Source organism: Algibacter sp. L1A34 (assembly GCF_009796805.1).
Taxonomy (GTDB): domain Bacteria; phylum Bacteroidota; class Bacteroidia; order Flavobacteriales; family Flavobacteriaceae; genus Algibacter.
This window is the reverse complement of sequence record NZ_CP047029.1, coordinates 2,459,049-2,479,984: the sequence shown is the minus strand read 5'-3', so window position 1 is coordinate 2,479,984 and position 20,936 is coordinate 2,459,049. Positions and strand designations below refer to the sequence as shown.

At 30.0% G+C, this 20,936-nt stretch carries 23 protein-coding genes; 18 read left to right on the top strand and 5 right to left on the bottom strand.

The window, feature by feature from the left end:
- Positions 1-13: 13 nt before the first annotated feature.
- The 6 genes from xerA to GQR97_RS10555 all read left to right on the top strand — a co-directional run bounded on the left by xerA (position 14) and on the right by GQR97_RS10555 (position 5,190).
- Complete coding sequence (gene xerA, locus GQR97_RS10580; RefSeq protein ID WP_158848170.1) at positions 14-1,141, top strand: site-specific tyrosine recombinase/integron integrase; 1,128 nt, start codon at positions 14-16, stop codon at positions 1,139-1,141.
- 162 nt (positions 1,142-1,303) lie between these two features.
- Positions 1,304-1,960, top strand: coding sequence for a hypothetical protein (locus GQR97_RS10575; protein WP_158848168.1), 657 nt, complete (start codon positions 1,304-1,306; stop codon positions 1,958-1,960).
- A 740-nt stretch (positions 1,961-2,700) separates the two neighbouring features.
- The gene (locus GQR97_RS10570) at positions 2,701-3,147 is read left to right on the top strand and encodes a tetratricopeptide repeat protein (protein ID WP_158848166.1); all 447 of its coding nucleotides are present in this window, start codon (positions 2,701-2,703) and stop codon (positions 3,145-3,147) included.
- A gap of 333 nt (positions 3,148-3,480) precedes the next feature.
- The gene (locus GQR97_RS10565; protein ID WP_158851749.1) at positions 3,481-4,074 is read left to right on the top strand and encodes a toxin-antitoxin system YwqK family antitoxin; all 594 of its coding nucleotides are present in this window, start codon (positions 3,481-3,483) and stop codon (positions 4,072-4,074) included.
- Between the two features lie 150 nt (positions 4,075-4,224).
- On the top strand, positions 4,225-4,815 hold the full coding sequence (locus GQR97_RS10560) for a hypothetical protein (RefSeq protein WP_158848164.1): 591 nt from the start codon (positions 4,225-4,227) through the stop codon (positions 4,813-4,815).
- A 207-nt stretch (positions 4,816-5,022) separates the two neighbouring features.
- Positions 5,023-5,190 carry a hypothetical protein gene (locus tag GQR97_RS10555; protein ID WP_158848162.1) on the top strand — a complete coding sequence of 56 codons (168 nt, stop codon included), beginning with the start codon at positions 5,023-5,025 and terminating at the stop codon, positions 5,188-5,190.
- Here GQR97_RS10555 and GQR97_RS10550 read toward each other — a convergent pair.
- Both GQR97_RS10550 and GQR97_RS10545 read right to left on the bottom strand, forming a co-directional pair.
- Complete coding sequence (locus GQR97_RS10550; RefSeq protein WP_158848160.1) at positions 5,187-5,633, bottom strand: hypothetical protein; 447 nt, start codon at positions 5,631-5,633, stop codon at positions 5,187-5,189. The two genes, GQR97_RS10555 and GQR97_RS10550, sit on opposite strands and share 4 nt — an antisense overlap.
- A 271-nt stretch (positions 5,634-5,904) precedes the next feature.
- Positions 5,905-6,279, bottom strand: coding sequence for a hypothetical protein (locus GQR97_RS10545; protein ID WP_158848158.1), 375 nt, complete (start codon positions 6,277-6,279; stop codon positions 5,905-5,907).
- Between the two features lie 260 nt (positions 6,280-6,539).
- On the opposite strand from GQR97_RS10545, the gene GQR97_RS10540 reads away from it, so the two are divergent.
- Positions 6,540-7,097, top strand: coding sequence for a hypothetical protein (locus GQR97_RS10540; protein ID WP_158848156.1), 558 nt, complete (start codon positions 6,540-6,542; stop codon positions 7,095-7,097).
- Between the two features lie 560 nt (positions 7,098-7,657).
- Positions 7,658-8,122: a hypothetical protein gene (locus GQR97_RS10535; RefSeq protein ID WP_158848154.1), complete on the top strand. Its 465-nt coding sequence runs from the start codon at positions 7,658-7,660 to the stop codon at positions 8,120-8,122.
- Between the two features lie 49 nt (positions 8,123-8,171).
- On the opposite strand, the gene GQR97_RS10530 is transcribed toward GQR97_RS10535, so the two are convergent.
- Positions 8,172-9,143 carry an IS110 family transposase gene (locus GQR97_RS10530; RefSeq protein WP_158848152.1) on the bottom strand — a complete coding sequence of 324 codons (972 nt, stop codon included), beginning with the start codon at positions 9,141-9,143 and terminating at the stop codon, positions 8,172-8,174.
- Positions 9,144-10,583: 1,440 nt separating this feature from the next.
- Between GQR97_RS10530 and GQR97_RS10525 the strand changes: the two genes are divergently transcribed.
- The 5 genes from GQR97_RS10525 (at position 10,584) to GQR97_RS10505 (ending at position 14,897) form a co-directional block, all read left to right on the top strand.
- Positions 10,584-11,135, top strand: coding sequence for a hypothetical protein (locus tag GQR97_RS10525; protein ID WP_158848150.1), 552 nt, complete (start codon positions 10,584-10,586; stop codon positions 11,133-11,135).
- A 596-nt stretch (positions 11,136-11,731) separates the two neighbouring features.
- The gene (locus GQR97_RS10520; protein ID WP_158848148.1) at positions 11,732-12,307 is read left to right on the top strand and encodes a hypothetical protein; all 576 of its coding nucleotides are present in this window, start codon (positions 11,732-11,734) and stop codon (positions 12,305-12,307) included.
- Between the two features lie 452 nt (positions 12,308-12,759).
- On the top strand, positions 12,760-12,975 hold the full coding sequence (locus GQR97_RS10515) for a hypothetical protein (protein ID WP_158848146.1): 216 nt from the start codon (positions 12,760-12,762) through the stop codon (positions 12,973-12,975).
- Between the two features lie 150 nt (positions 12,976-13,125).
- Positions 13,126-13,734: a tetratricopeptide repeat protein gene (locus GQR97_RS10510; protein ID WP_158848144.1), complete on the top strand. Its 609-nt coding sequence runs from the start codon at positions 13,126-13,128 to the stop codon at positions 13,732-13,734.
- 605 nt (positions 13,735-14,339) lie between these two features.
- Positions 14,340-14,897 (top strand): hypothetical protein, encoded by a 558-nt coding sequence (locus GQR97_RS10505; protein ID WP_158848142.1) that lies wholly within the window; start codon positions 14,340-14,342, stop codon positions 14,895-14,897.
- Positions 14,898-14,948: 51 nt separating this feature from the next.
- Here the strand turns inward: GQR97_RS10505 and GQR97_RS10500 are convergent, their stop codons facing one another.
- Positions 14,949-15,920, bottom strand: coding sequence for an IS110 family transposase (locus GQR97_RS10500; RefSeq protein ID WP_158848140.1), 972 nt, complete (start codon positions 15,918-15,920; stop codon positions 14,949-14,951).
- Positions 15,921-16,381: 461 nt separating this feature from the next.
- On the opposite strand from GQR97_RS10500, the gene GQR97_RS10495 reads away from it, so the two are divergent.
- The 5 genes from GQR97_RS10495 (at position 16,382) to GQR97_RS10475 (ending at position 20,242) form a co-directional block, all read left to right on the top strand.
- Positions 16,382-17,362 carry a hypothetical protein gene (locus tag GQR97_RS10495; RefSeq protein ID WP_158848137.1) on the top strand — a complete coding sequence of 327 codons (981 nt, stop codon included), beginning with the start codon at positions 16,382-16,384 and terminating at the stop codon, positions 17,360-17,362.
- 734 nt (positions 17,363-18,096) lie between these two features.
- Complete coding sequence (locus GQR97_RS10490) at positions 18,097-18,297, top strand: hypothetical protein (RefSeq protein WP_158848135.1); 201 nt, start codon at positions 18,097-18,099, stop codon at positions 18,295-18,297.
- Positions 18,287-18,754, top strand: coding sequence for a hypothetical protein (locus tag GQR97_RS10485; RefSeq protein WP_158848133.1), 468 nt, complete (start codon positions 18,287-18,289; stop codon positions 18,752-18,754). The genes GQR97_RS10490 and GQR97_RS10485 overlap by 11 nt, the downstream gene beginning before the upstream one ends.
- A 133-nt stretch (positions 18,755-18,887) precedes the next feature.
- Positions 18,888-19,409, top strand: a complete 522-nt coding sequence (locus tag GQR97_RS10480) for a helix-turn-helix domain-containing protein (RefSeq protein ID WP_136583671.1) — start codon at positions 18,888-18,890, stop codon at positions 19,407-19,409.
- Complete coding sequence (locus tag GQR97_RS10475; protein ID WP_158851747.1) at positions 19,328-20,242, top strand: IS3 family transposase; 915 nt, start codon at positions 19,328-19,330, stop codon at positions 20,240-20,242. The genes GQR97_RS10480 and GQR97_RS10475 overlap by 82 nt, the downstream gene beginning before the upstream one ends.
- A gap of 12 nt (positions 20,243-20,254) precedes the next feature.
- Here GQR97_RS10475 and GQR97_RS10470 read toward each other — a convergent pair whose 3' ends face one another.
- A complete protein-coding gene (locus tag GQR97_RS10470; protein WP_233267518.1) occupies positions 20,255-20,866 on the bottom strand; it encodes a DNA cytosine methyltransferase in 612 nt (203 codons plus the stop codon).
- Positions 20,867-20,936 lie beyond the last annotated feature (70 nt).

Genomic DNA, 20,936 nt, shown 5'->3' with positions numbered 1-20,936 from the left:
TCAAAATATTTATATGCTAAATAAACATATCACATTGAAACATCTTTTTATTAAAGAAAAACAATGTATTGGCTTACAATTCAACTCAGATAAAGTCATTCAAGCTCTAATTAAAGAATTACCAAACCCTAAATGGAGTAAAGAGTTTAATATGGTATATATTCTAAACAACAAATCTAATGTCAGTTTGGTTTTTGAAAAATTTAAGGGTGTTGCCTGGGTTAATTGCAACTACTTTTTTAAAGACAGAAAACTTAATAGTGATAACAAAACTACGGATGTATCTTGGTTTAGAGAACGATCTATAAAAAAAAATTTTAGAACATGTCCTGATGAATTTCTACAAAAATTAGAACTAAAAAAATATTCGAATAGCACAGTAAAAAACTATGTTCATAGTTTTGAGAAATTTATTAATCATTATAAACAAAGGGAATTATTTAGTATTAACGAAAATGATATTAGGCTCTATCTTCAAAAACTAATTAAAGAAGACAAGTCTAATTCATATATTAATATGTCTATCAATGCTATTAAATTTTATTACGAAATGGTTTTAGGAATGCCTAACCGGTTCTACTCTATTGAAAGACCTAGAAAAGAATCTAAATTGCCAAAAGTATTATCGAAAGAAGAAATAATTACAATAATTAACTTTACGAACAACATAAAACATAAATGTATTATAAGCTTATTGTACTCTTCTGGCTTACGAAGAAATGAACTCTTACAATTAAAAATAAAAGACATTGATAGTAAAAGAATGGTTATTAGAGTTGAACAAGCTAAAGGTAATAAAGACCGCTATACAGTTCTCAACAAAAGTGTTCTGGAAGACATGAGAACGTATTTTAAAATTTACAGACCTAAAACATATTTGTTTGAAAATCCCATTCCTGGCAATCCATACAGTAGCTCTAGTGTATTACAAATTGTTGTTAAATCTGCCAAAAATGCAGGTATTAAACAAAGAGTTACTCCCCATATGTTAAGACATAGTTTTGCCACGCATTTACTGGAAAGTGGTACAGATATTCGCTACATTCAATTACTTTTAGGACATAACTCTACTAAAACTACAGAAATTTATACACATGTTGCTACAAGTTCCTTTACAGAAATTAAAGATTTACTATCTTAGTGCGCATATAATAGATATATAGTTAGTACTACATATAATAGATATATAGTTAGTACTAACTATATACAATTGTTACCAACAATGTGGTTCGTGAAAAGCAAAAACCTGTTCCGAATCCGAATTTATCGCTTTCTGAATTTTAAGAAAAATACGTTACCAAAAATGAAAAAACTTATATTTATATCGATTGTTCTTGTTCAAATTAATTTATTTGGACAGAATAAAGAATATAAAGAATATAAAGAAATAACTAGAATAGAGGATTTTAAACCAGCTCGAATTGTTAGCCTCTCAGATACTATTAACTCTAAAAAATGGGAAAGTTTCACTCAAAAAAGAAAAGAAAAAATAAAACTGAATGCATTAGAAAAGCAAATAGCGATTAAAAATGACACATCAAATGTTATTCAACTTCTATATTATGGAATAAAGGAAAATATTGAAATTAAAATTAGTGATACTCTATATCTGACTAAAGACTTGAGTAAACAATCTGATAAATATGGTTATGTAATTAATGACCATCCAAGTAGCTCAAAAACATTTGAAATAGGAACTTTAATGAGACACAATGGTATTCAACAATTGACTATTTATTTTAAAAATATAAAAAGATTTGGTCGATTAGATATCGATACAGATTATTCGCAAGTTTATATAATTCCAGAGACCAATATTGAACTGATTGAATTTGATGAATCAGAACCGCATCAAAAAGAGGATAACCAAACACCAAAACCTGCAAAAACGAAGTTAGTCAAAATTGAAGATAGGATTTCGATAAATTATAGAATCCCAGATAGAAAACACAGTTGGTAACACCGTGTATAATTAATTGCTTGGTTCACTGCCGACTTACGAACATTCCTGCGGAATATTCTATCTGTGATTTATTTACTAAATTAGTTGCTTAACCACGCAACTAACCATACACAATCACGTTGCCATTCATTGCGTAACGCACTCGAAAAGGGAAAGCTGAATTTAGAAAAAGCTAATTTTTGACAAATAAAACGTTGAATAAAAAACTGAATTGAATAACTTTACGAAAATCTAACTAAAACAAATTGAATATGAATTACATAAAAACTGGATTAATAATTTCGACAATTATTATTTTCCTTTCGATGATATTTTTACAATATGACGTTCTGGGAATAAACACAGTTAAAGATGTTTTTATAATTCCTGCATTTATTATTAATGCTTCATTAATTTTTAAAATTTTCAGGAATAAAAAGCAAACGGCTGAATAAAAGACTCTGTATAATCACTCAAACGCTGAATGAATTTTGAGTAGAATTTAGCTAGTTTCGGAATTGAAAATATTGCGGAATAAAACGCTGAATGAATTTACTCAATCGCTGAAAAGTGGAAAACGGAGTTTAATCGGATAATTTGAACTCTGAAAAACAACGAAATGGCAACACCGTATAAAAATAATTGCGGTTTAGTGCTTAATCAAAGGTCGTTGCGTGTTTGTAACGTCTGATTTTCCTTCGGAAAATCTTCGCATACAAACCCGCAACTATTCTTATACATAAACGTTGGCAGTAATTATGAAACACCTGTACATATTAATAATTTTTATTTTCATTTTGAGCTGTAAGAATGATATCTATTCTGACAAAGAAAAAATTGTTACAACAAAAGACGGAAATACAAATGTGTTTTATAAAAACTCGTTTGAAAATGGACTGATTAAAGACTCAATAGCTGCTTTTGACTTTGACAAAGGTATTGAGCAAAGTTCCCAACTGAACTTTAAAAGCTCTAGAGGATTTTATGAATCCGCAAATAAACTAGAACCTAATAATACAATTATAATTAATGCTTTAGGGAATGTAAGTGCTGACCTTAAAGACTTTGATAAGTCCTATGAATACTTTGAACAATCTTTGCGGATTGATAGCCTTGATGCAATAACCTATTTGAATTATGGCTTTTCAAGAGCAAGAAACGATGAATTTAATAAAGCAATCGAACCTATACAACAAAGGAATTAGTCTTGAAAAGAAGTGGAGAAAAAAGAGGTTATTTTCATTATAATATGTCACGAGCATATTATCAACTGTATGACGATAGCAATGCTAAAATTAACATCAATAAATCAATTCAATTGGTTAACGACGAAGTTTTGAAAAAAGAGATTCTGAAATTTAGAGAAACAATAAATGAAAAATAACTACTGCCAACATTGTATATAAAAAATTGCTATTTTTAGCTTAACCAATCTTAGTTGCTTTGTTTGCTAGCTGCTGATTTTCCTTCGGAAAATCCTCGCATACAAACACGCAACTTTCCATATACGTAACCGTTAGGCACAATTTGACAGACCAATGAAATTAACGATTTTAATATTACTTTTTTCTACCATTTCTGGATTTAGTCAAGAAATTAAATTCAATCTATTTTTGAAAGATTCTTGCTCAAACGAAATTGAAAGAAGTGATTACTATCATCTTGAAAAGGACGGAACCAAGTATAATATATCGGACTTTGACGGAACAATAATTCTTCTGACTAAAGGAGAGTATAAACTTGTCGCAACCGAAATTGGAGAAGTACGTAAAATTGTAATTGACAAACTAATAAATTCAGACACTTTAGTTAAACCGAGAATCGAAGAATATATAAAAAAGACAAATGTTTCCTATAAAAAAGGCACAAGTCGGGAACAACTTAAAAAACTTGGAATAATTCCTAACTATAAGTTTATGAATTGCGAAAAGGTTTGTGACGGAATTGAAACTGATTATTACTCAAACGGAAAAATTCGGCTGAAAGCGGAATTTAAAAACGGACTTGTAATCGGAGAATTAAAAAGATATTATCAAAACGGAAAAATTAAAGAAGTTTCTGTTTATGACAATGACGGAATTTTAATAAAAACAACTCTGTTTAACGAAAATGGAGAAATAAAAAAAGAATAAAAACTGTGCCTAACACCGTATAAAAATAATTGCGGTTTAGTGCTAAAAAAAAGGTAGTTGCGTGTTTGCTACATCTGATTTTCCTTCGGAAAATCCTCGCATACAAACCCGCAACTATTCTTATACATCAACGTTGCCAGTAATTTGAGAATGACGAAATCAGAAAAAAAATTATTTATCGGAATTGGAGTTCTGATTTTATTAATTGACATATTTCTACTGAAAATATGGGTTGCTGATATTGAGCCGAATATATTTATGTCTAATGGAATTACATTCCCTAGATTTATAACTATCGGAATAAACTTATTGATTGCAATAATTCTATACTTCATAAAAAAAGGATATTCAGCTTTGTTCCTTATTAACGGAATTATTTGTCCCCTACTTTTTACTTTCTTTTGGAATTCTTGGTTGGAAAATCATCCATTCGATTATTCGGAATTTAGTTTCACGAACGATAACAGAAGTTTTATAATACACATTGAAAAAAATCCTGATGGAGTAAGTTTAAGAGAAATAAAGAAACATTCTAAAGATTCTATTTTGACTCTATATTATGGAGAATATGAAAAACTTGGAGACAGTCTGAAATTATCATTACGGTTTCTAAATAACTATGATTATAAAATAGAAAAGGATAGTTTAATAATGAGAGATAGAGTAATGTATATCTTTGAAAATAAACTGATAGGTTTTCCCGAAAGTTCGATTGAAATAAAACTGACCGAAAAGGAATAAAAACTACTGGCAACACCGTGTATAATTAATTGCTTTGGCAAGTGCTTATTTGGAAAATTCCTTCGGAATTTTCTCGCGTTCGTTTTTGTTTACTAAATTAGTTGCTTAAACACGCAACTAACCATACACAAAACCGTTGTATGCAAGTACTAACCCACTCATACAGTATAGAAGTATATAAAAGAGTTGTTGAAATAACAATGACTTATGAATACTGAACTTGGACCAAGCCTTGTAAAAATAACTGGAGATGATTTATCAAGATTTATGCTTGGAAAATTAGTATATATTGAACATCCAGAAAAAGGTGTATGTGAAGTAGATTATAAGTGTATCTACATAAATACTTTGAAACAAATAAATACAGAGCCTTAATTAAGAGTTACTTTTTCTATAGAAATGTTCAGGGTTTTTAAAAAGCCTTTAAAATCTTCATTATTAGAATATAAAGGGTATCTAACACTACAGTCAAAACCGTAATATTTCATAATAGATTCTAACATAACTTTCATATTACCATACTTTGACATACTCTTATCACTGAAATTATAATCGTCTATCTCTTTTAGTACAGAATTTAAAATAAAGTCTTTATGAGCTTGATAATCACCTTTTATAGCTAAATGAATATCATCTATTAAAAACTTATGGTTAAAACCTGTCTGCACAATAGTAAACTTATTACCGTCATATTTTAATGAAGACTTTCTCAAATTAGAAGGTTTGATGGTATTAAGATTATCCAAAAGAGTATTAGCTAACCCTAAGTTTTGGTTTTGTTCGCTAGTTAAGTTTTCTAAATTATGATTGATTGACATTGAAAATATATTTTTTACTAATATAATAAAAATCTGACTGACCAAAGCACAACGCAACTGTTACGTATGACTGACAAGTAGTACGTGAAAAGCTCACTCAATCGGAATTACTAACTGTGCGGCATATAACGCACGAAATGAAATAAGAATATGACAGAAGAATTAAAACAGTTTATAGAAAAGGAAGAACGAACAGAAAAGAGAATGGTATTAATTGGAAAAATAACAGATATAGCTATACCAATATTTATAGTAATTTCAGTTATACTCTCTATCTATCTGTAAAATGAAATATGGAATTTAGAGTTCCAAATAAAGCGAGTGCTAACCCAATAACTTTGAATATGTTATCAGTCTTATAATACCAAACGAAGTTGTTTTCGGATATAGCATTTCGTCCTTTATCAGTTATTCCCCAAAAATCAGTTTCGCCTTTACCGTGTAATCGGAATTTTTTAATATAGTCGTTATAGTGGAGAGCACCTATGAGTAAATTAACTGAATCTAAACTATAATTAGTTTTTCGATGGATATCCTCAACACTTAATGTTTTACCACCATCTGTTGTTCTTGACGTTGTATAACTATTGTCATCATAGACTTTTAAAAGCAGTTTTAGAATTTTATCTTTTTTAATACCTGACATAAATTATATTTTTGAACAAGTTATAAAAAAGAATTAACTTACAATCTGAAAATAAAAACACCTGACATACAACACAGTATATAATCAATAAGGAGTTAAGTAATCAATTTGAGTAAATCGCGCGTTTAAAAAAGACAGTTAAACATCTGAAAATCAGTTAATTTTAAATTCCTTACTGAATTATATACATAAACGTTGTGGTGCATTTACCAAAACGAACGCTGGAATCAAAAACTGACTAAAACCGAACTGACATTTTAATGAATTTTTCACGACATTGTGATTTATGCGAAAACCAAATAACGAGTCTTGAAAAAGGATTGACTTGTAATTTGACCAATAAAAGACCTGATTTTAATAATATTTGCTCAAAAATTACACTTGACAAAAAATTTCAAGAAAAATTAGAAATTGCAAATCTCGAATTGGAAATAATCCGCAGAAACCAAAAGTCAACACATCTGACTTTTTACGGCACAATAATTATTGGTTTTCTTTTAATACTTCTTGGGTACTTTTTATCTGACTGGAAAATATTTAGCTTGTATTTATGGTATGTGAAAATTGGAATGATTGCAGCTGGATTTTCATTTCTGGCAGCTGCTTACTCTAAACTGAATAAATATAGAGGAGAATATAAAAAAGCGGAATTGGAAAAAAACAAAATTGATGAAGTCCTAAATAAATATGGAATTTCATATCAAGAAAACTTTGATTTTAAAGAAAAAATTCACGGAACACAAGAAGTAATTGTGAACGTTGAATTTAAAAATTGGAAAAAAGGACATACAACTAATTCGTATAAATTTGATTATTAATAGAAGTAATAAAAAACGACACCACAACACCGTGTATAATTAATTGCTTATTTTAAGCCTACTTACGAACATTCCTGCGGAATATTCTATCTGTGATTTATTTGCTAACTTAGTTCCTTAAATCACGCAACTAACCATACACAATCACGTTGGCATTCATGTCTCACTCAGCTCAAAAAAATATATAAACGAGCTTAAAAGTTGTTAAAAAACTCACTCAACCGACTTCTGACCATTTAAAGCGCAACTGTTGCTTACGACTGACTTTACTCTTGCGCAAAACATCTGACTTTTGACAAACGAAACTCAAAGATTACGCGCGACTGACTTTACTCATGCTCAAAAAAACTCTCACTTTTCTAAATTCAAACGCATATCTGTCGTAAAATAAGTCCAACAAAAAAAACACGCATGCCAACATTGTATAAAAATAATGCTTAGTTTAGTACCTAACCAAGAGTAAATGCGCGTTTGGTTGCATCTGATTTTCCTTCGGAAAATCCTCGCACACAAACTACGCACTATTCTTATACGTAACCGTTGTACGTAATGTGAACCAAATGAGAAACTTCATTCTTATATTAATGATTTTGACTTTTTTATCGTGTGATACGAATAATCAAATCGAACTGGATGGGAATTGGATTATAACTGAAATGACTTATGATGGAAAAAGTGTATTTCCAAAAACTCTGAATCAAACAATCCGAATTATTTATGCTGGATATGAAAACTCTGAAAGTTTGACTTTTAAAGTTGCTGACTCAACTATAACTCTTCCTGGATTTGAATCAGAGAAATTAAAAACAGAATTCACTTTTGATAAAGGGAAATTGAAAATTAACTCTAATCACTCAAACTCTGAATCTGAATTGACAAATAAAATTTTTAGCGGAACTTATGATTGGAGCTTTTCGAATATAGAAAAAACATTAAAATTGAAATCGGATAAAACCTATATAAATATGATAAGTCAAGAAAAAGTTATAAGTGATGCTGTTGACAAAGTATTTGATGGATTTTAAAAACACTACGTACAACAAAGTACTGTGGTAAAAAACAAGTAAAAATGTATTAATTTTTCACTAAAGTACTTTTATAGTTTCCATCATATATTAATCCTGATTTAGCTAGTGCAAAAGCCTGTTTTAGTAGCTTATTACACACGGCAATTAATGCTAATTTTTTGCTCTTTCCTTTCGCTACGATTCGCTCATAAAGATCGCGGCAAGCTTTGTTGTATTTACACGCATTAAAACTGCACATAAATAATAAATTCCGAAGCTTTTGATTCCCCATTTTACTTATTCGTGGCCTCCCTTTTACACTACTTCCACTTTGCCGGATCATAGGTGTAAGGCCAGCGTAACTACAAAGTTCACTTGCGCTCGTAAAACGATCAAATCCACCTGTTAATACCACTAACATAATGGCTGTTTTTGGTCCTATACCTGGAATGGTTTTTAAACGGGTAAATAAATCTTGATGTGATTGTTTTACTAATATTAACAGCTTATCCTCCAAAGTTTTCATCTCTTTTGTTAGTTGTCTTAAACTACGTTTTAAAGACGTTACAACAAGCTTACTTGGATTTCCCAAAACCGCTTCTCCATGTAGTTTGTTTTTTAGCATAGTGCTTTGTTTTGTATATACAGAAAGGGTTCTAACGATTTGAAGACATTCTATTTCTTCCTTAGAATTTCCTTTCCATAGCTTTAATTCTACTTGCTCTGAGTAAGCACAAATAAGTTTTGAATCGCTCTTATCTGTCTTAACTTTTGATAGTCCCATCTGTATAAAGCGTTTTACTGACAATGGATTTTCAACCGATACTTTGATACCAGATTCTAGCAAATGATACGCTAACTGATAATGATAATAGCCTGTGGCTTCCATAACGCAATGACTCTTATTATTTAAAAGTTTCGTGAACTTTTTAAAGCCAAGTTCATTGTTTTTAAACTGATAGTAATTACCATCAGAGTCCGTGACATCGAACACCAAATGACTAATGTCTATTCCAAAATATTTAATATCTTTATTCATAAGAAAATGTTTTTTTGAAAGGACGATCTACGCGAGTTTCAACGACTTAAAATCGAGGTCTAAAAGCCTCATAGAACTGTACGAAATCTGTGTAGAAAAGAGAGGGGATTTTCAATGTTGACGAAGTCTAAAGCTTCTGCGTGTATATTAACCTTACTCCTCTCTTTTGTGCTTTCTTATTTTTAGGCCTTAATTTAGTGTTTTTATTAAAATGCTAACTTAAGCCGTGTATATTTAATTGCTTCATTGAGCTTACTTGCGAATATTCCTGCGGAATATTCACGGGTTCGTTAAAGTTTACTAACTTAGTTGCTTAACCACGCAACTAACCATACACAAACACGTTGCCATTCATTGCGTAACGCACTCGAAAAGGGAAATCTGAATTTAGAAAAAGCTAATTTTTGACAAATAAAACGTTGAATAAAAAACTGAATTGAATAACTTTACGAAAATCTAACTAAAACAAATTGAATATGAATTACATAAAAACTGGATTAATAATTTCGACAATTATTATTTTCCTTTCGATGATATTTTTACAATATGACGTTCTGGGAATAAACACAGTTAAAGATGTTTTTATAATTCCTGCATTTATTATTAATGCTTCATTAATTTTTAAAATTTTCAGGAATAAAAAGCAAACGGCTGAATAAAAGACACTGTATTATCGCTCAAACGCTGAATGAATTTTGAGTAGAATTTAGCTAGTTTCGGAATTGAAAATATTGCGGAATAAAACGCTGAATGAATTTACTCAATCGCTGAAAAGTGGAAAACGGAGTTTAATCGGATAATTTGAACTCTGAAAAACAACGAAATGGCAACACCGTATAAAAATAATTGCGGTTTAGTGCTTAATCAAAGGTCGTTGCGTGTTTGTAACGTCTGAATTTCCTTCGGAAATTCCTCGCATACAAACCCGCAACTATTCTTATACATAAACGTTAGCGACAATCCACTTCGCAAATTTTTGCCAGCTTCTTTTCTCGCGATTTTTTTTAGAATTTTAAGCCAAATAAAACAAAAAACTCAACTCCTAAAAAACAACTTTGACGTCGGACTCGTTTCTCATCAGCCAAATTCAGTTCCGTAGTGATCTGCCTCGCTCACCTACTCTACTGCGTCGGACTGACAAGCTGAACGGCCAATCTGGAGTTATAATACCCAACTATTACGCTGGACTTGTTTCTAATCCGCCAAATTAGAGCCTTAGAGATTGTCGCAGTCAATCAGCTTAACAATGTCGGACTGATAAGCTGAACGTGATTCTCTGATTCTTAAATCAATAAACTGTCGCTAACATTGCCTATAGTTCATTGCGCTGGAATTTTCCGCTGGAAAATTCCTCCCATTTTTACTATCTTAGTGCCTTAACAAAAAAACCGTCTATGTTTCGCGCAACGAAACCATAGCCGTGACCGTTAGCCACAAGCAATGAAACCGAACTACACATATAAAAAATCATCGGAATTTATTGAAAATATAGATTTTGAATACTTTGAAACTTATTCTCTTCAGCGAGGAGAAAAGTTTGAGGAAAAAATAAAATCTTTAGAATCTGAATTTGCTAATATAAAATCCAAAAATGGCGGAAATGAAACGCAGAAAAATCGCTTGTCTGAATTAAATGAATTATTGAATTTCACTCAAGTAATTATCAATAAAAAAGGACAATTTCATTTTTCAGCAGAAAAGATAAACCGAATTGAAAAAACAGATTCTAAATCAAAACGCTTGATTGAGATTCTGAAAACAGAAATAAAAGATATTCCGAATTGGATGTGTGCGCCAATTTATCGAGATGCAATTTTATTTTATGACAAAAATGAAAATCTTGTTCAACAATTGAATATTTGTTTAAGCTGTGAATATATGGAAACTGAATTGTTTAATCATATCAATGCTGATTTCAAAACTTATGAATTAATGCGTGAATTCTTAATTGAAATCGGACATAAAATAGAAACGGAAAAAGCCAATGGCTAACACCGTATAAACTTTATTGCTAGTTTTGGCTCACTTGGGAAATTCCTCCGGAATTTCGCCGTTCGTGTTTTATTTACTAAATTAACTGCTTAAACCACGCAACAAAGCTTATACAACAACATTAGCGTGCATTCCACTCTACTCTGAAAAGCAATTCCTTATCCCCTATTTTCTTTCGCAAAAATTTAATTTTAACAAAAAAATTAAAGAACTATTAGCTCTTGGAATCGAAGCGAAAACAGATGTTTAATAGATTACGCAACGGACAACTCACTCAACCGATTTCTGACCATTAAATACGCAACTGTTGCGGTGGACTAACTTTCTACACGGCAAAGCTAAATCTATAATTTCTGATCAAAGCAAAGCGCAACTTGTACGGCGGATTGAATTTCTGGACGTTTTAAAAATTACTTAACAAGAACGGATAAGTATTTTTGTGAAATATGTAAACGCACGCTAACAATATGTATAAAAAATTGCTATTTTAGGCAAACACTTTGGTTAGTGCTTTTTTCGATAGCGGCTGATTTTCCTGCGGAAAATCCTCGCACTCGAAAACGCAACTTTCCATACATGCAACGTTACCTACAATATTGAAAAAACTGCTTCAAATAATAATTCTGACTTTAATCACAGCTTGTGGTTCAACTAAAAATACGACTGACCTAATTGCGGACGAAAAGTTTGAATTATGCTCTGAAATCAAATATAATCGACTCGTTACGGAAGTTGGACCGATTGAGGGAAAGCTGATTTACAAACAAAATATTCATAGTTTATTAGAAAATTCACTAATTCAAGAAAAATATCTGATTGAAATAAGCAAAAACGGATATACGGAATTATTAAAAAAGGCAAGTCGCAAAGAAATAGAGCCTGAGTTTTTTGAGAAACTTAAATCGGATTTAGGATTTGACCCATATTTGTTATTTCCGATTAATTCCCATTTATCTTGCTATGGTTATTTATTTGAACAACTAAAAATTTTAGACAAGTCAAGTTGGCAATTTGAATTTGGATTAGCTTATAACAAATTTGAGGCTTACGGAGATTTAAAAACTGATAGCGAATATTTAATTGACGCGCTGAATAAAATTCCAGAAGATAAATTTCAAAAAATAATGTATCGGAAATTATTCTTGGATTTAATATACACGAATCTGAATTAAAAATACTGTAGGTAACACCGTATATAAAAAATTGCTATTTTTAGCTAAATCAAAAGGTCGTTGCACGTTTGTTACGTCTGATTTTCCTTCGGAAAATCCTCGCACACAAACACGCAACTTTCCATATACATAAACGTTGGCATTCATTTATGACAAAACCGCAAACATATTTACTAATTCTGATTTCACTCATAATTGGGTGCTCTAAAAAGAGAACATCTGAATTAAACGGAGTTTGGTACAATTTGGACTCAACGGAAAAAGAAAGATACTACGAAGCTCATATAACTGACACAGGATTCGTGGTTGTTTATCAAAGTGGATTGAGCTATTTATCATCTTATGAATTCAAATCTGACACACTGATTCAATATTTGAGAGACCCTTTCTCTAACCGAAAGATAATTGACACTCTGAAATTTCAAGTGGAACAAAAAAAGGATTCATTCAAAATGGTGAATTTAATAAACGGAAAATCTAATTCGAAATGGATTAAAATTCCGAATGTAAAACCTTTTGAATTCTATGAAAACCAATCTGTAGACTCTTTTGCATTAGGATTTAGGGAAAGATATTTTAAAAACTATGTTTCAAAATATGTTCCTGAAAACTATGTGAATTCGACAATGAAATATTTTGATTTAGATTGGAGTTTAAAAAAAGAATAAAAAACGAAATGCCAACAATGTATAAAAATAATGCGTAAGTTTATTCCTCAATCTAAAGTTAGTGCTTGTTAGCTTGCATCTGATTTTCCTTCGGAAAATCCTCGCACTCAAACTACGCACTATTCTTATACGTAACCGTTGGCAATAATTATGAGAAACCTAATCTTAGCATTTATAATTCTGACATTTTTGAGTTGCAAAACCGAAACTGACAAAATAATTTCTAAAAATTCTGGAGATTCAGAAATCTACTATTTGAACCTATTTAAAAGTGGCGAAATCAAAGACTCAATCGCTTCTCTGACTTTTGACCTAGCATCTGCTAAAAGCGCAAAAAACGACCATTTAAAAGCTAAAAGTTTATATAAAAAGGCAAATATTATCGAACCAAATAATAAAATAATACTTAACGCTTTAGGAAATGAAACAGCGGAATTATCTCAATTTAAAAAGTCTTCTGAATATTTTGAAAAATCACTTAAAATTGATAGTACATATTCACTTACTTACTTGAATTATGGAGTTGCTTTGAATAAGGATAAGGAATTTGACAAAGCAATTGCTATTTACAATAGTGGATTGAATTATGAACAGGACTCTGAACGAAAAGGATATTTTTTTTACAACATAGCTAATGTTTATTACAAAATGAATGATTTTAATAATTCCAACAAGTATAATAATAAGGCATTAAATTTGGTAAAAGACAAAAAAGTTAGAGAAGATATTTTGGAATTAAGAGATGTTATTTCGGATTAAAAAACTATTGCCAACAATGTATAAAAATAATGCTAAATTAGTTGCTTAATCAAAGGTTAGTGCACTTTTGTTACGTCTGATTTTCCTTCGGAAAATCCTCGCACACAAAACCGCACTATTCTTATACGTAAACGTTAGCGCACATTGCTCACTCAGCTCAAAAAAAACAATAAACCTTCTCAAAGTATTTTAAAAACAATTACTAAAACTTACTCAATTGATTTTTGTCAAATCAAAACGCAACTGTTACCTAAGTCTGATTTTACTCTCGCAAACTAAAATTAAATAAAAAATTAAACCGACTTCTGACAAAGCAATACGTAAAGTTTACGCGCAACTGACTTAACTCTTGTGTTTAAAAAATTCTGACTCTTGCCAAACAATACGAAACTGTTGCTTCGGACTTTTCTTTGTTGCGTGAAAAAATCATATTTAAATACTCTTGTGAGAAAAACATAACAACGTGCGCTAACATTGTATAAAAATAATGCGTAATTTAGTGCCTAATCAAGACTAAATGCGTGTTTGCATGCATCTGATTTTCCTTCGGAAAATCCTCGCACACAAACTACGCACTATTCTTATACGTAAACGTTGGCAAACATATGAAAAGACACTTACTAACTTCAATCGGAATTCTAATTTTATTGATTTCTTGCAAACAAAAAGAAACTCAAAAGATTGAAATTCACGAACAAAAACCAACAACTGAATTAAAAGCAGAAACGGAAAAAATAGTTGAGGAAATTCCTATTCCTGAACAATATTTTGAAAACGATAGTTTACGAATTCTACTGGAATCTGATTTGGAAAAACTTGCTCTAAACCCAAAGTTTGATTTAAAAACTGAACCAAGAATAAATACACATAACGAAACAATAACTGATACTGTTAAAACACAGACATTTGACAAAACAAAAATTTACTCTTATCGAGCTAAAGACAAAGAATGGATTTATGCTGCGAAAATAAGAAGTTCGGAATTTAAGTTTTTAGAATTTATCAAAATTGGAGTTAATAAAAAAACTCTTGAAAATATATTAAAATCGGAATTAGAAACTGATTTAGTCAAAATTGGAGATTTAGAGAACACATCTGTTTTCATTTTTACTTTTGAGAATGACACGCTGAAAACAATAGACTATCAAGGTTGGGTAGACTAAAAAATACGATTTGCCAACAAAGTACTGTGGTAAAAAACAAGTAAAAATGTATTAATTTTTCACTAAAGTACTTTTATAGTTTCCATCATATATTAATCCTGATTTAGCTAGTGCAAAAGCCTGTTTTAGTAGCTTATTACACACGGCAATTAATGCTAATTTTTTGCTCTTTCCTTTCGCTACGATTCGCTCATAAAGATCGCGGCAAGCTTTGTTGTATTTACACGCATTAAAACTGCACATAAATAATAAATTCCGAAGCTTTTGATTCCCCATTTTACTTATTCGTGGCCTCCCTTTTACACTACTTCCACTTTGCCGGATCATAGGTGTAAGGCCAGCGTAACTACAAAGTTCACTTGCGCTCGTAAAACGATCAAATCCACCTGTTAATACCACTAACATAATGGCTATTTTTGGTCCTATACCTGGAATGGTTTTTAAACGGGTAAATAAATCTTGATGTGATTGTTTTACTAATATTAACAGCTTATCCTCCAAAGTTTTCATCTCTTTTGTTAGTTGTCTTAAACTACGTTTTAAAGACGTTACAACAAGCTTACTTGGATTTCCCAAAACCGCTTCTCCATGTAGTTTGTTTTTTAGCATAGTGCTTTGTTTTGTATATACAGAAAGGGTTCTAACGATTTGAAGACATTCTATTTCTTCCTTAGAATTTCCTTTCCATAGCTTTAATTCTACTTGCTCTGAGTAAGCACAAATAAGTTTTGAATCGCTCTTATCTGTCTTAACTTTTGATAGTCCCATCTGTATAAAGCGTTTTACTGACAATGGATTTTCAACCGATACTTTGATACCAGATTCTAGCAAATGATACGCTAACTGATAATGATAATAGCCTGTGGCTTCCATAACGCAATGACTCTTATTATTTAAAAGTTTCGTGAACTTTTTAAAGCCAAGTTCATTGTTTTTAAACTGATAGTAATTACCATCAGAGTCCGTGACATCGAACACCAAATGACTAATGTCTATTCCAAAATATTTAATATCTTTATTCATAAGAAAATGTTTTTTTGAAAGGACGATCTACGCGAGTTTCAACGACTTAAAATCGAGGTCTAAAAGCCTCATAGAACTGTACGAAATCTGTGTAGAAAAGAGAGGGGATTTTCAATGTTGACGAAGTCTAAAGCTTCTGCGTGTATATTAACCTTACTCCTCTCTTTTGTGCTTTCTTATTTTTAGGCCTTAATTTAGTGTTTTTATTAAAATGCTAACTTAAGACGTGTATAATTAATGGCTGTATTATTCTCTACTTGCGAATATTCCTGCGGAATATTCACGGGTTCGTAAAAGTTTGCTAACTTAGTTGCTTAACCACGCAACTAACCATACACAATCACGTTGTAAATAATGCTAAAAAATGAAGAAGATGTTATGGAATGAGTGAATTCAAAAATCTCATACTTTTCATTAAGCTTGTAACCTCTAAATATCCTTTAAAGATTAAATAAAAAAATATGAAAAAACACAATCTCGCTTTTTTACTAATACTATTAGCGTTAAGTTCTTATGGACAAGTAAATATCGGAATAAGTAAATCATGGGCAAACATTTACGTTTCTGAATTAAAACAAGATGTATTTGATGAAATTAAAAATTCAAAAACAATATTTGTAATTCCCAATGAATTAGATGAAAATAGTTTCAAGCAAATAATTAATAATGTTTGGACAATAAATGATATTGAGTTCATTTCCGAAGATAATTTTGATTATAATAAGTTCTCCAAGAATGTAATTATTAAATTAATAAATAAAGAAGGACGCAAAGACAAAGTAACATTCGATAGTGCTGTTCCTGATAAAACAGTAAAAGAATATATTATATTTAATTTTAGTCTTTTTACTCCAAGTCAAAGTAATGCAGTCGCCCAAATATTTTTCACTCCAAACATTAAAAAGAGGGAGGTTATAACCAATTCTTCTAACAGAAAATCTATACTTGAGAAAGCTATAATTAAGAAAAAGCAGAAAAAAAATAAAGAAATTGCAGGTTTTTACAATTTCGAGTTAGGGTATATTAAAAATTATTTTCAATTTTTAAACAGTCATTTAGACAAAAATATTAATGCTAAATTGAGAGACCTCTATATTGATAAACATGAAATTAAAAATTTAAAAAAATCAACTTTATTTGCTCCTCATTGGATGATGAAAAGGTATGACCCTTTTTCATCTACAATTAAAAAAATAGAGAAACCTGAAAAATATTTTTCGAAATATAATCATAATTATGCTCTAATTTCTAATGAAGATTTAAATAATAAAATATTAAATTCGAAAGAAAATTTTTACTATTTAATGCATACTCAGGTAAATGAAAATAAAATTATATCAGTTATTAATGGTAAAACTGGGAACATAATATTTAGAAAAACTTCAAAAACATCTTACAATATTAATTCTAAAGATATTAGTGACCTAAACAAAGAAATTTAAAAAACATTTTAAAACAACTTTTTTTTTATGCTTTTCTATACAAAATCATAAGAAAGTTACTTATTATATACTACTCGTAACATGAATAAAAATGTAACTTTTAAATCTAAAAATGAAAAACATCATGAAATAAATATGGAGATTTATAAGTTAAAATGGTATAGAAATCACTATTTACAACACCGTATAAAAATAATTGCGGTTTAGTGCTTAATCAAAGGTATTTGCATGTTAGTAACGTCTGATTTTCCTTCGGAAAACCCTCGCATACAAACCCGCAACTAATCTTATACATAAACGTTAGCATTCATGTCTCACTCAGCTCTGGAAAATAAAAATCACTCAAAAGTAGTTTAAAATAGATTCCTTAAAATCTCACTCAACCGACTTCTGACCATTCAAAACGCAACTGTTGCGTGCGACTGACTTTACTCTTGCGCAAAAACATCTGACTTTTAACAAACATTACGCAAAGTTAACGAGCAACTGACTTTACTCATGCTCAAAAAATTCGAGGTTCTAAAAAATTAAACGCAACTATTTCGTAAAATAAGTCCGACAAAAATAAACACGCATGCTAACATTGTATAAAAATAATGCTTAGTTTAGTGCCTAACCAAGAGTTAATGCGCGTTTGCTTGCATCTGATTTTCCTTCGGAAAATCCTCGCACACAAACTACGCACTATTCTTATACGTAAACGTTGGCAGTAATTTAAGACAGACGAAATCTAAATGGAAAAATTAAGAAATAAAAAGAGTGTATTAATTTATTCAGCAATAGGAATGCTATTTACATTTGCAGGAATAATACTTATATCCTTAAAAAAGTATGACAAAACTGCTTTAATTTTAATAATTATTGGAATATTAATTGCGTTTTATGGCATTATGAGAACAGTAACTATAAAGTCAAATAAAAAAAATGAACAATAAATTATTCTTTCATTATTTAAGTTATTTACAATACCCTTTTTTAATAGGTGGTATGTATTTTACATTTAAATTAAACTCAAGTGAATTTAATTTCCTGAAAGCCCTTAATAATATGTTGATTTTTCTGGGACTTGCAATTAGTTTTGCTTCTCTTCAAGATACAAATAAAGTTTCTATTAAATTTGAAAAAAAACTTTGGGAAAATCCAAAATTTGGAAAAATATTTATTCGTTATCTTACGATATCAACTCTTTTAGTTTTGGCTTTTGGAGTTTTTGGATATTTTATTTCAGAGAATCAAAATATAAAAGAAGTTTCATTTGGAATTATCATTTTTGGAGTTGGATTAATTGGAATGCTAAAGACAGGAATGGAAATTTTTGAAAATCATAGAAAAGATAAAAATACTGCCAAATCTTCTATAAATAAAAATGAACAATTAACACAAACGGAATAAGACTCATTAATGAGGTATAAAAACTACTGCCAACAACATATATAATTTATTGCTGGCTTTTTGCCTACTTGCGAAAATCCTCGCGGATTTTGAACTGCCCCCAAAAAGTTAGACACTATTTGAGGGTATTATTATGGGAAGAAAAGTCAAGTATGATTACGCATTTAAACTTCGATGTGTAAAGCAAGTTTTAAAAAATCACCAAACAGTTGAAGATGTGTCTAAGTTATATGGTTGTCATCATACAACCCTTCATGATTGGATTCGATTTTATGAAAAATATGGTAAAAAAGCACTATTACCAAGAAAAACCAAAGTGTATAGCATTCCTTTTAAACTTAAAGTTTTAAAAGCTATTGACAAAGATTCATTATCTTTCAGTCAAGCTTGTTTAGAATTTAATATTCCTACTAAATCTGTAATTATGAAGTGGCAACGTAATTATAAAAAAGAGGGTATTGTAGGCTTAAACATTAAACCTAGAGGTAAACCAAAATCTATGCAATTTAAGAGAGCTAAAAAAAAGTCTAATAAACCTTTAACAAGAGAAGAGGAACTTTTATTAGAAAATGAATCATTACGTGCAGAACTGGACTTGCTAAAAAAGTTACAGGCCTTAATTCAACAAGAGCAAAACAAAAAGCAAAAGCCATAACAGAATTAAGGCATAAGTATGATTTAGATATTTTATTATATCATACGAACATGGCAAGAAGTAGTTATTATTATCATCATAAAAGAAGTCTTTTAGTTGATAAATATAAAGAGATAAAACTATTGATTCATCAAATATATCATCGTCACAAAGGAAGATATGGCTATAGAAGAATCTCTTTAGAAATCAACAAAATAGGCACTCTAATAAATCATAAAACAGTACTCAAGTTAATGCGTGAATTAGGTTTAAAAAGTTTAGTCAGAGCTAAAAGATACAAGTCTTATAAAGGGCGAATAGGAGAAACAGCTCCTAATATATTACAACGAAATTTTAAAGCTATTAGGCCAAATAAAAAATGGGCTACCGATATTACAGAATTTAAAGTTTTAGGAAAAAAACTATATCTATCTCCAATAATTGATCTCTTTAATAGAGAAATAATAAGTTATCAATTATCTGAAAAACCTGATTTTAAACAAGTAGCTATTATGCTGAAAAAGTCTTTTAAGAAAATACCAGATCAAACAAATTTAATATTACATTCAGATCAAGGATGGCAGTATCAAATGAAACAGTATCGAAGATTATTAACAGAAAAAGGAATTACTCAGAGTATGTCTCGTAAAGGAAATTGTTTAGATAACGCTGTGATAGAAAATTTCTTCGGTATTCTAAAATCTGAATTGTTTTATATAAATAAATATAAGTCGATATCTCAGTTAAAAAAAGAGATTAAAGTCTATATAAAATATTATAATAATGAGAGAATTAAACAAAATTTAAATGGTATGAGCCCGATTGAATATCGAGCTAATTATTATCAAAATTAATTATAAATTTGTCTAAACATTTGGGTGCACTTCAAAATCTTCTGAGTGTTGAATTTTATAATCTAAATTATAACCAATAGAGCGAAAATATTTTTGCATGTTTTTAAAATACAAACCTTTTTCAGCCGAAATAAGACCTAATACATTTTCAAAAACAAATGCTTTTGGTCTATAGTTTTTTAAAAATTTAGCATATTCTTTATAAAGGAAATTTCTAGGGTCATCTTTCATTCCTTTTTCATCTCTAGCTCTTCCAACTAATGAATATGCTTGACAAGGTGGTCCGCCAATAACTAAATCAATTTCGTTATTTCCAGCCAAGTCATCAATTTTCTTGAAAATATGGTCATTATTTTTGCCTCCAATACCAATATTTAAAATAGTATCTGATAAAGATTTATCGCCAAATTTAGATATGAAGTTTTCACGTGAAAATTTCTCGTTTAGGTAATCGTTGTAATGGTCTAGATTATTTTCGTTTTTTAGTTTGTGATAAACTAATCTGGTTTCTAAAGTATTACAAGCATGAGAGTCTATCTCAACATGAGCAATAGGATTGAACCCAGCTTTTATAAAGCCTTCGGAAAGTCCACCTGCACCTGAAAATAAGTCAATAAAATTCATAATGTGAATATACTAATAATATAAATTTGCGCAATATTTTCTTATAGAATTATTAACACATTTATCCACT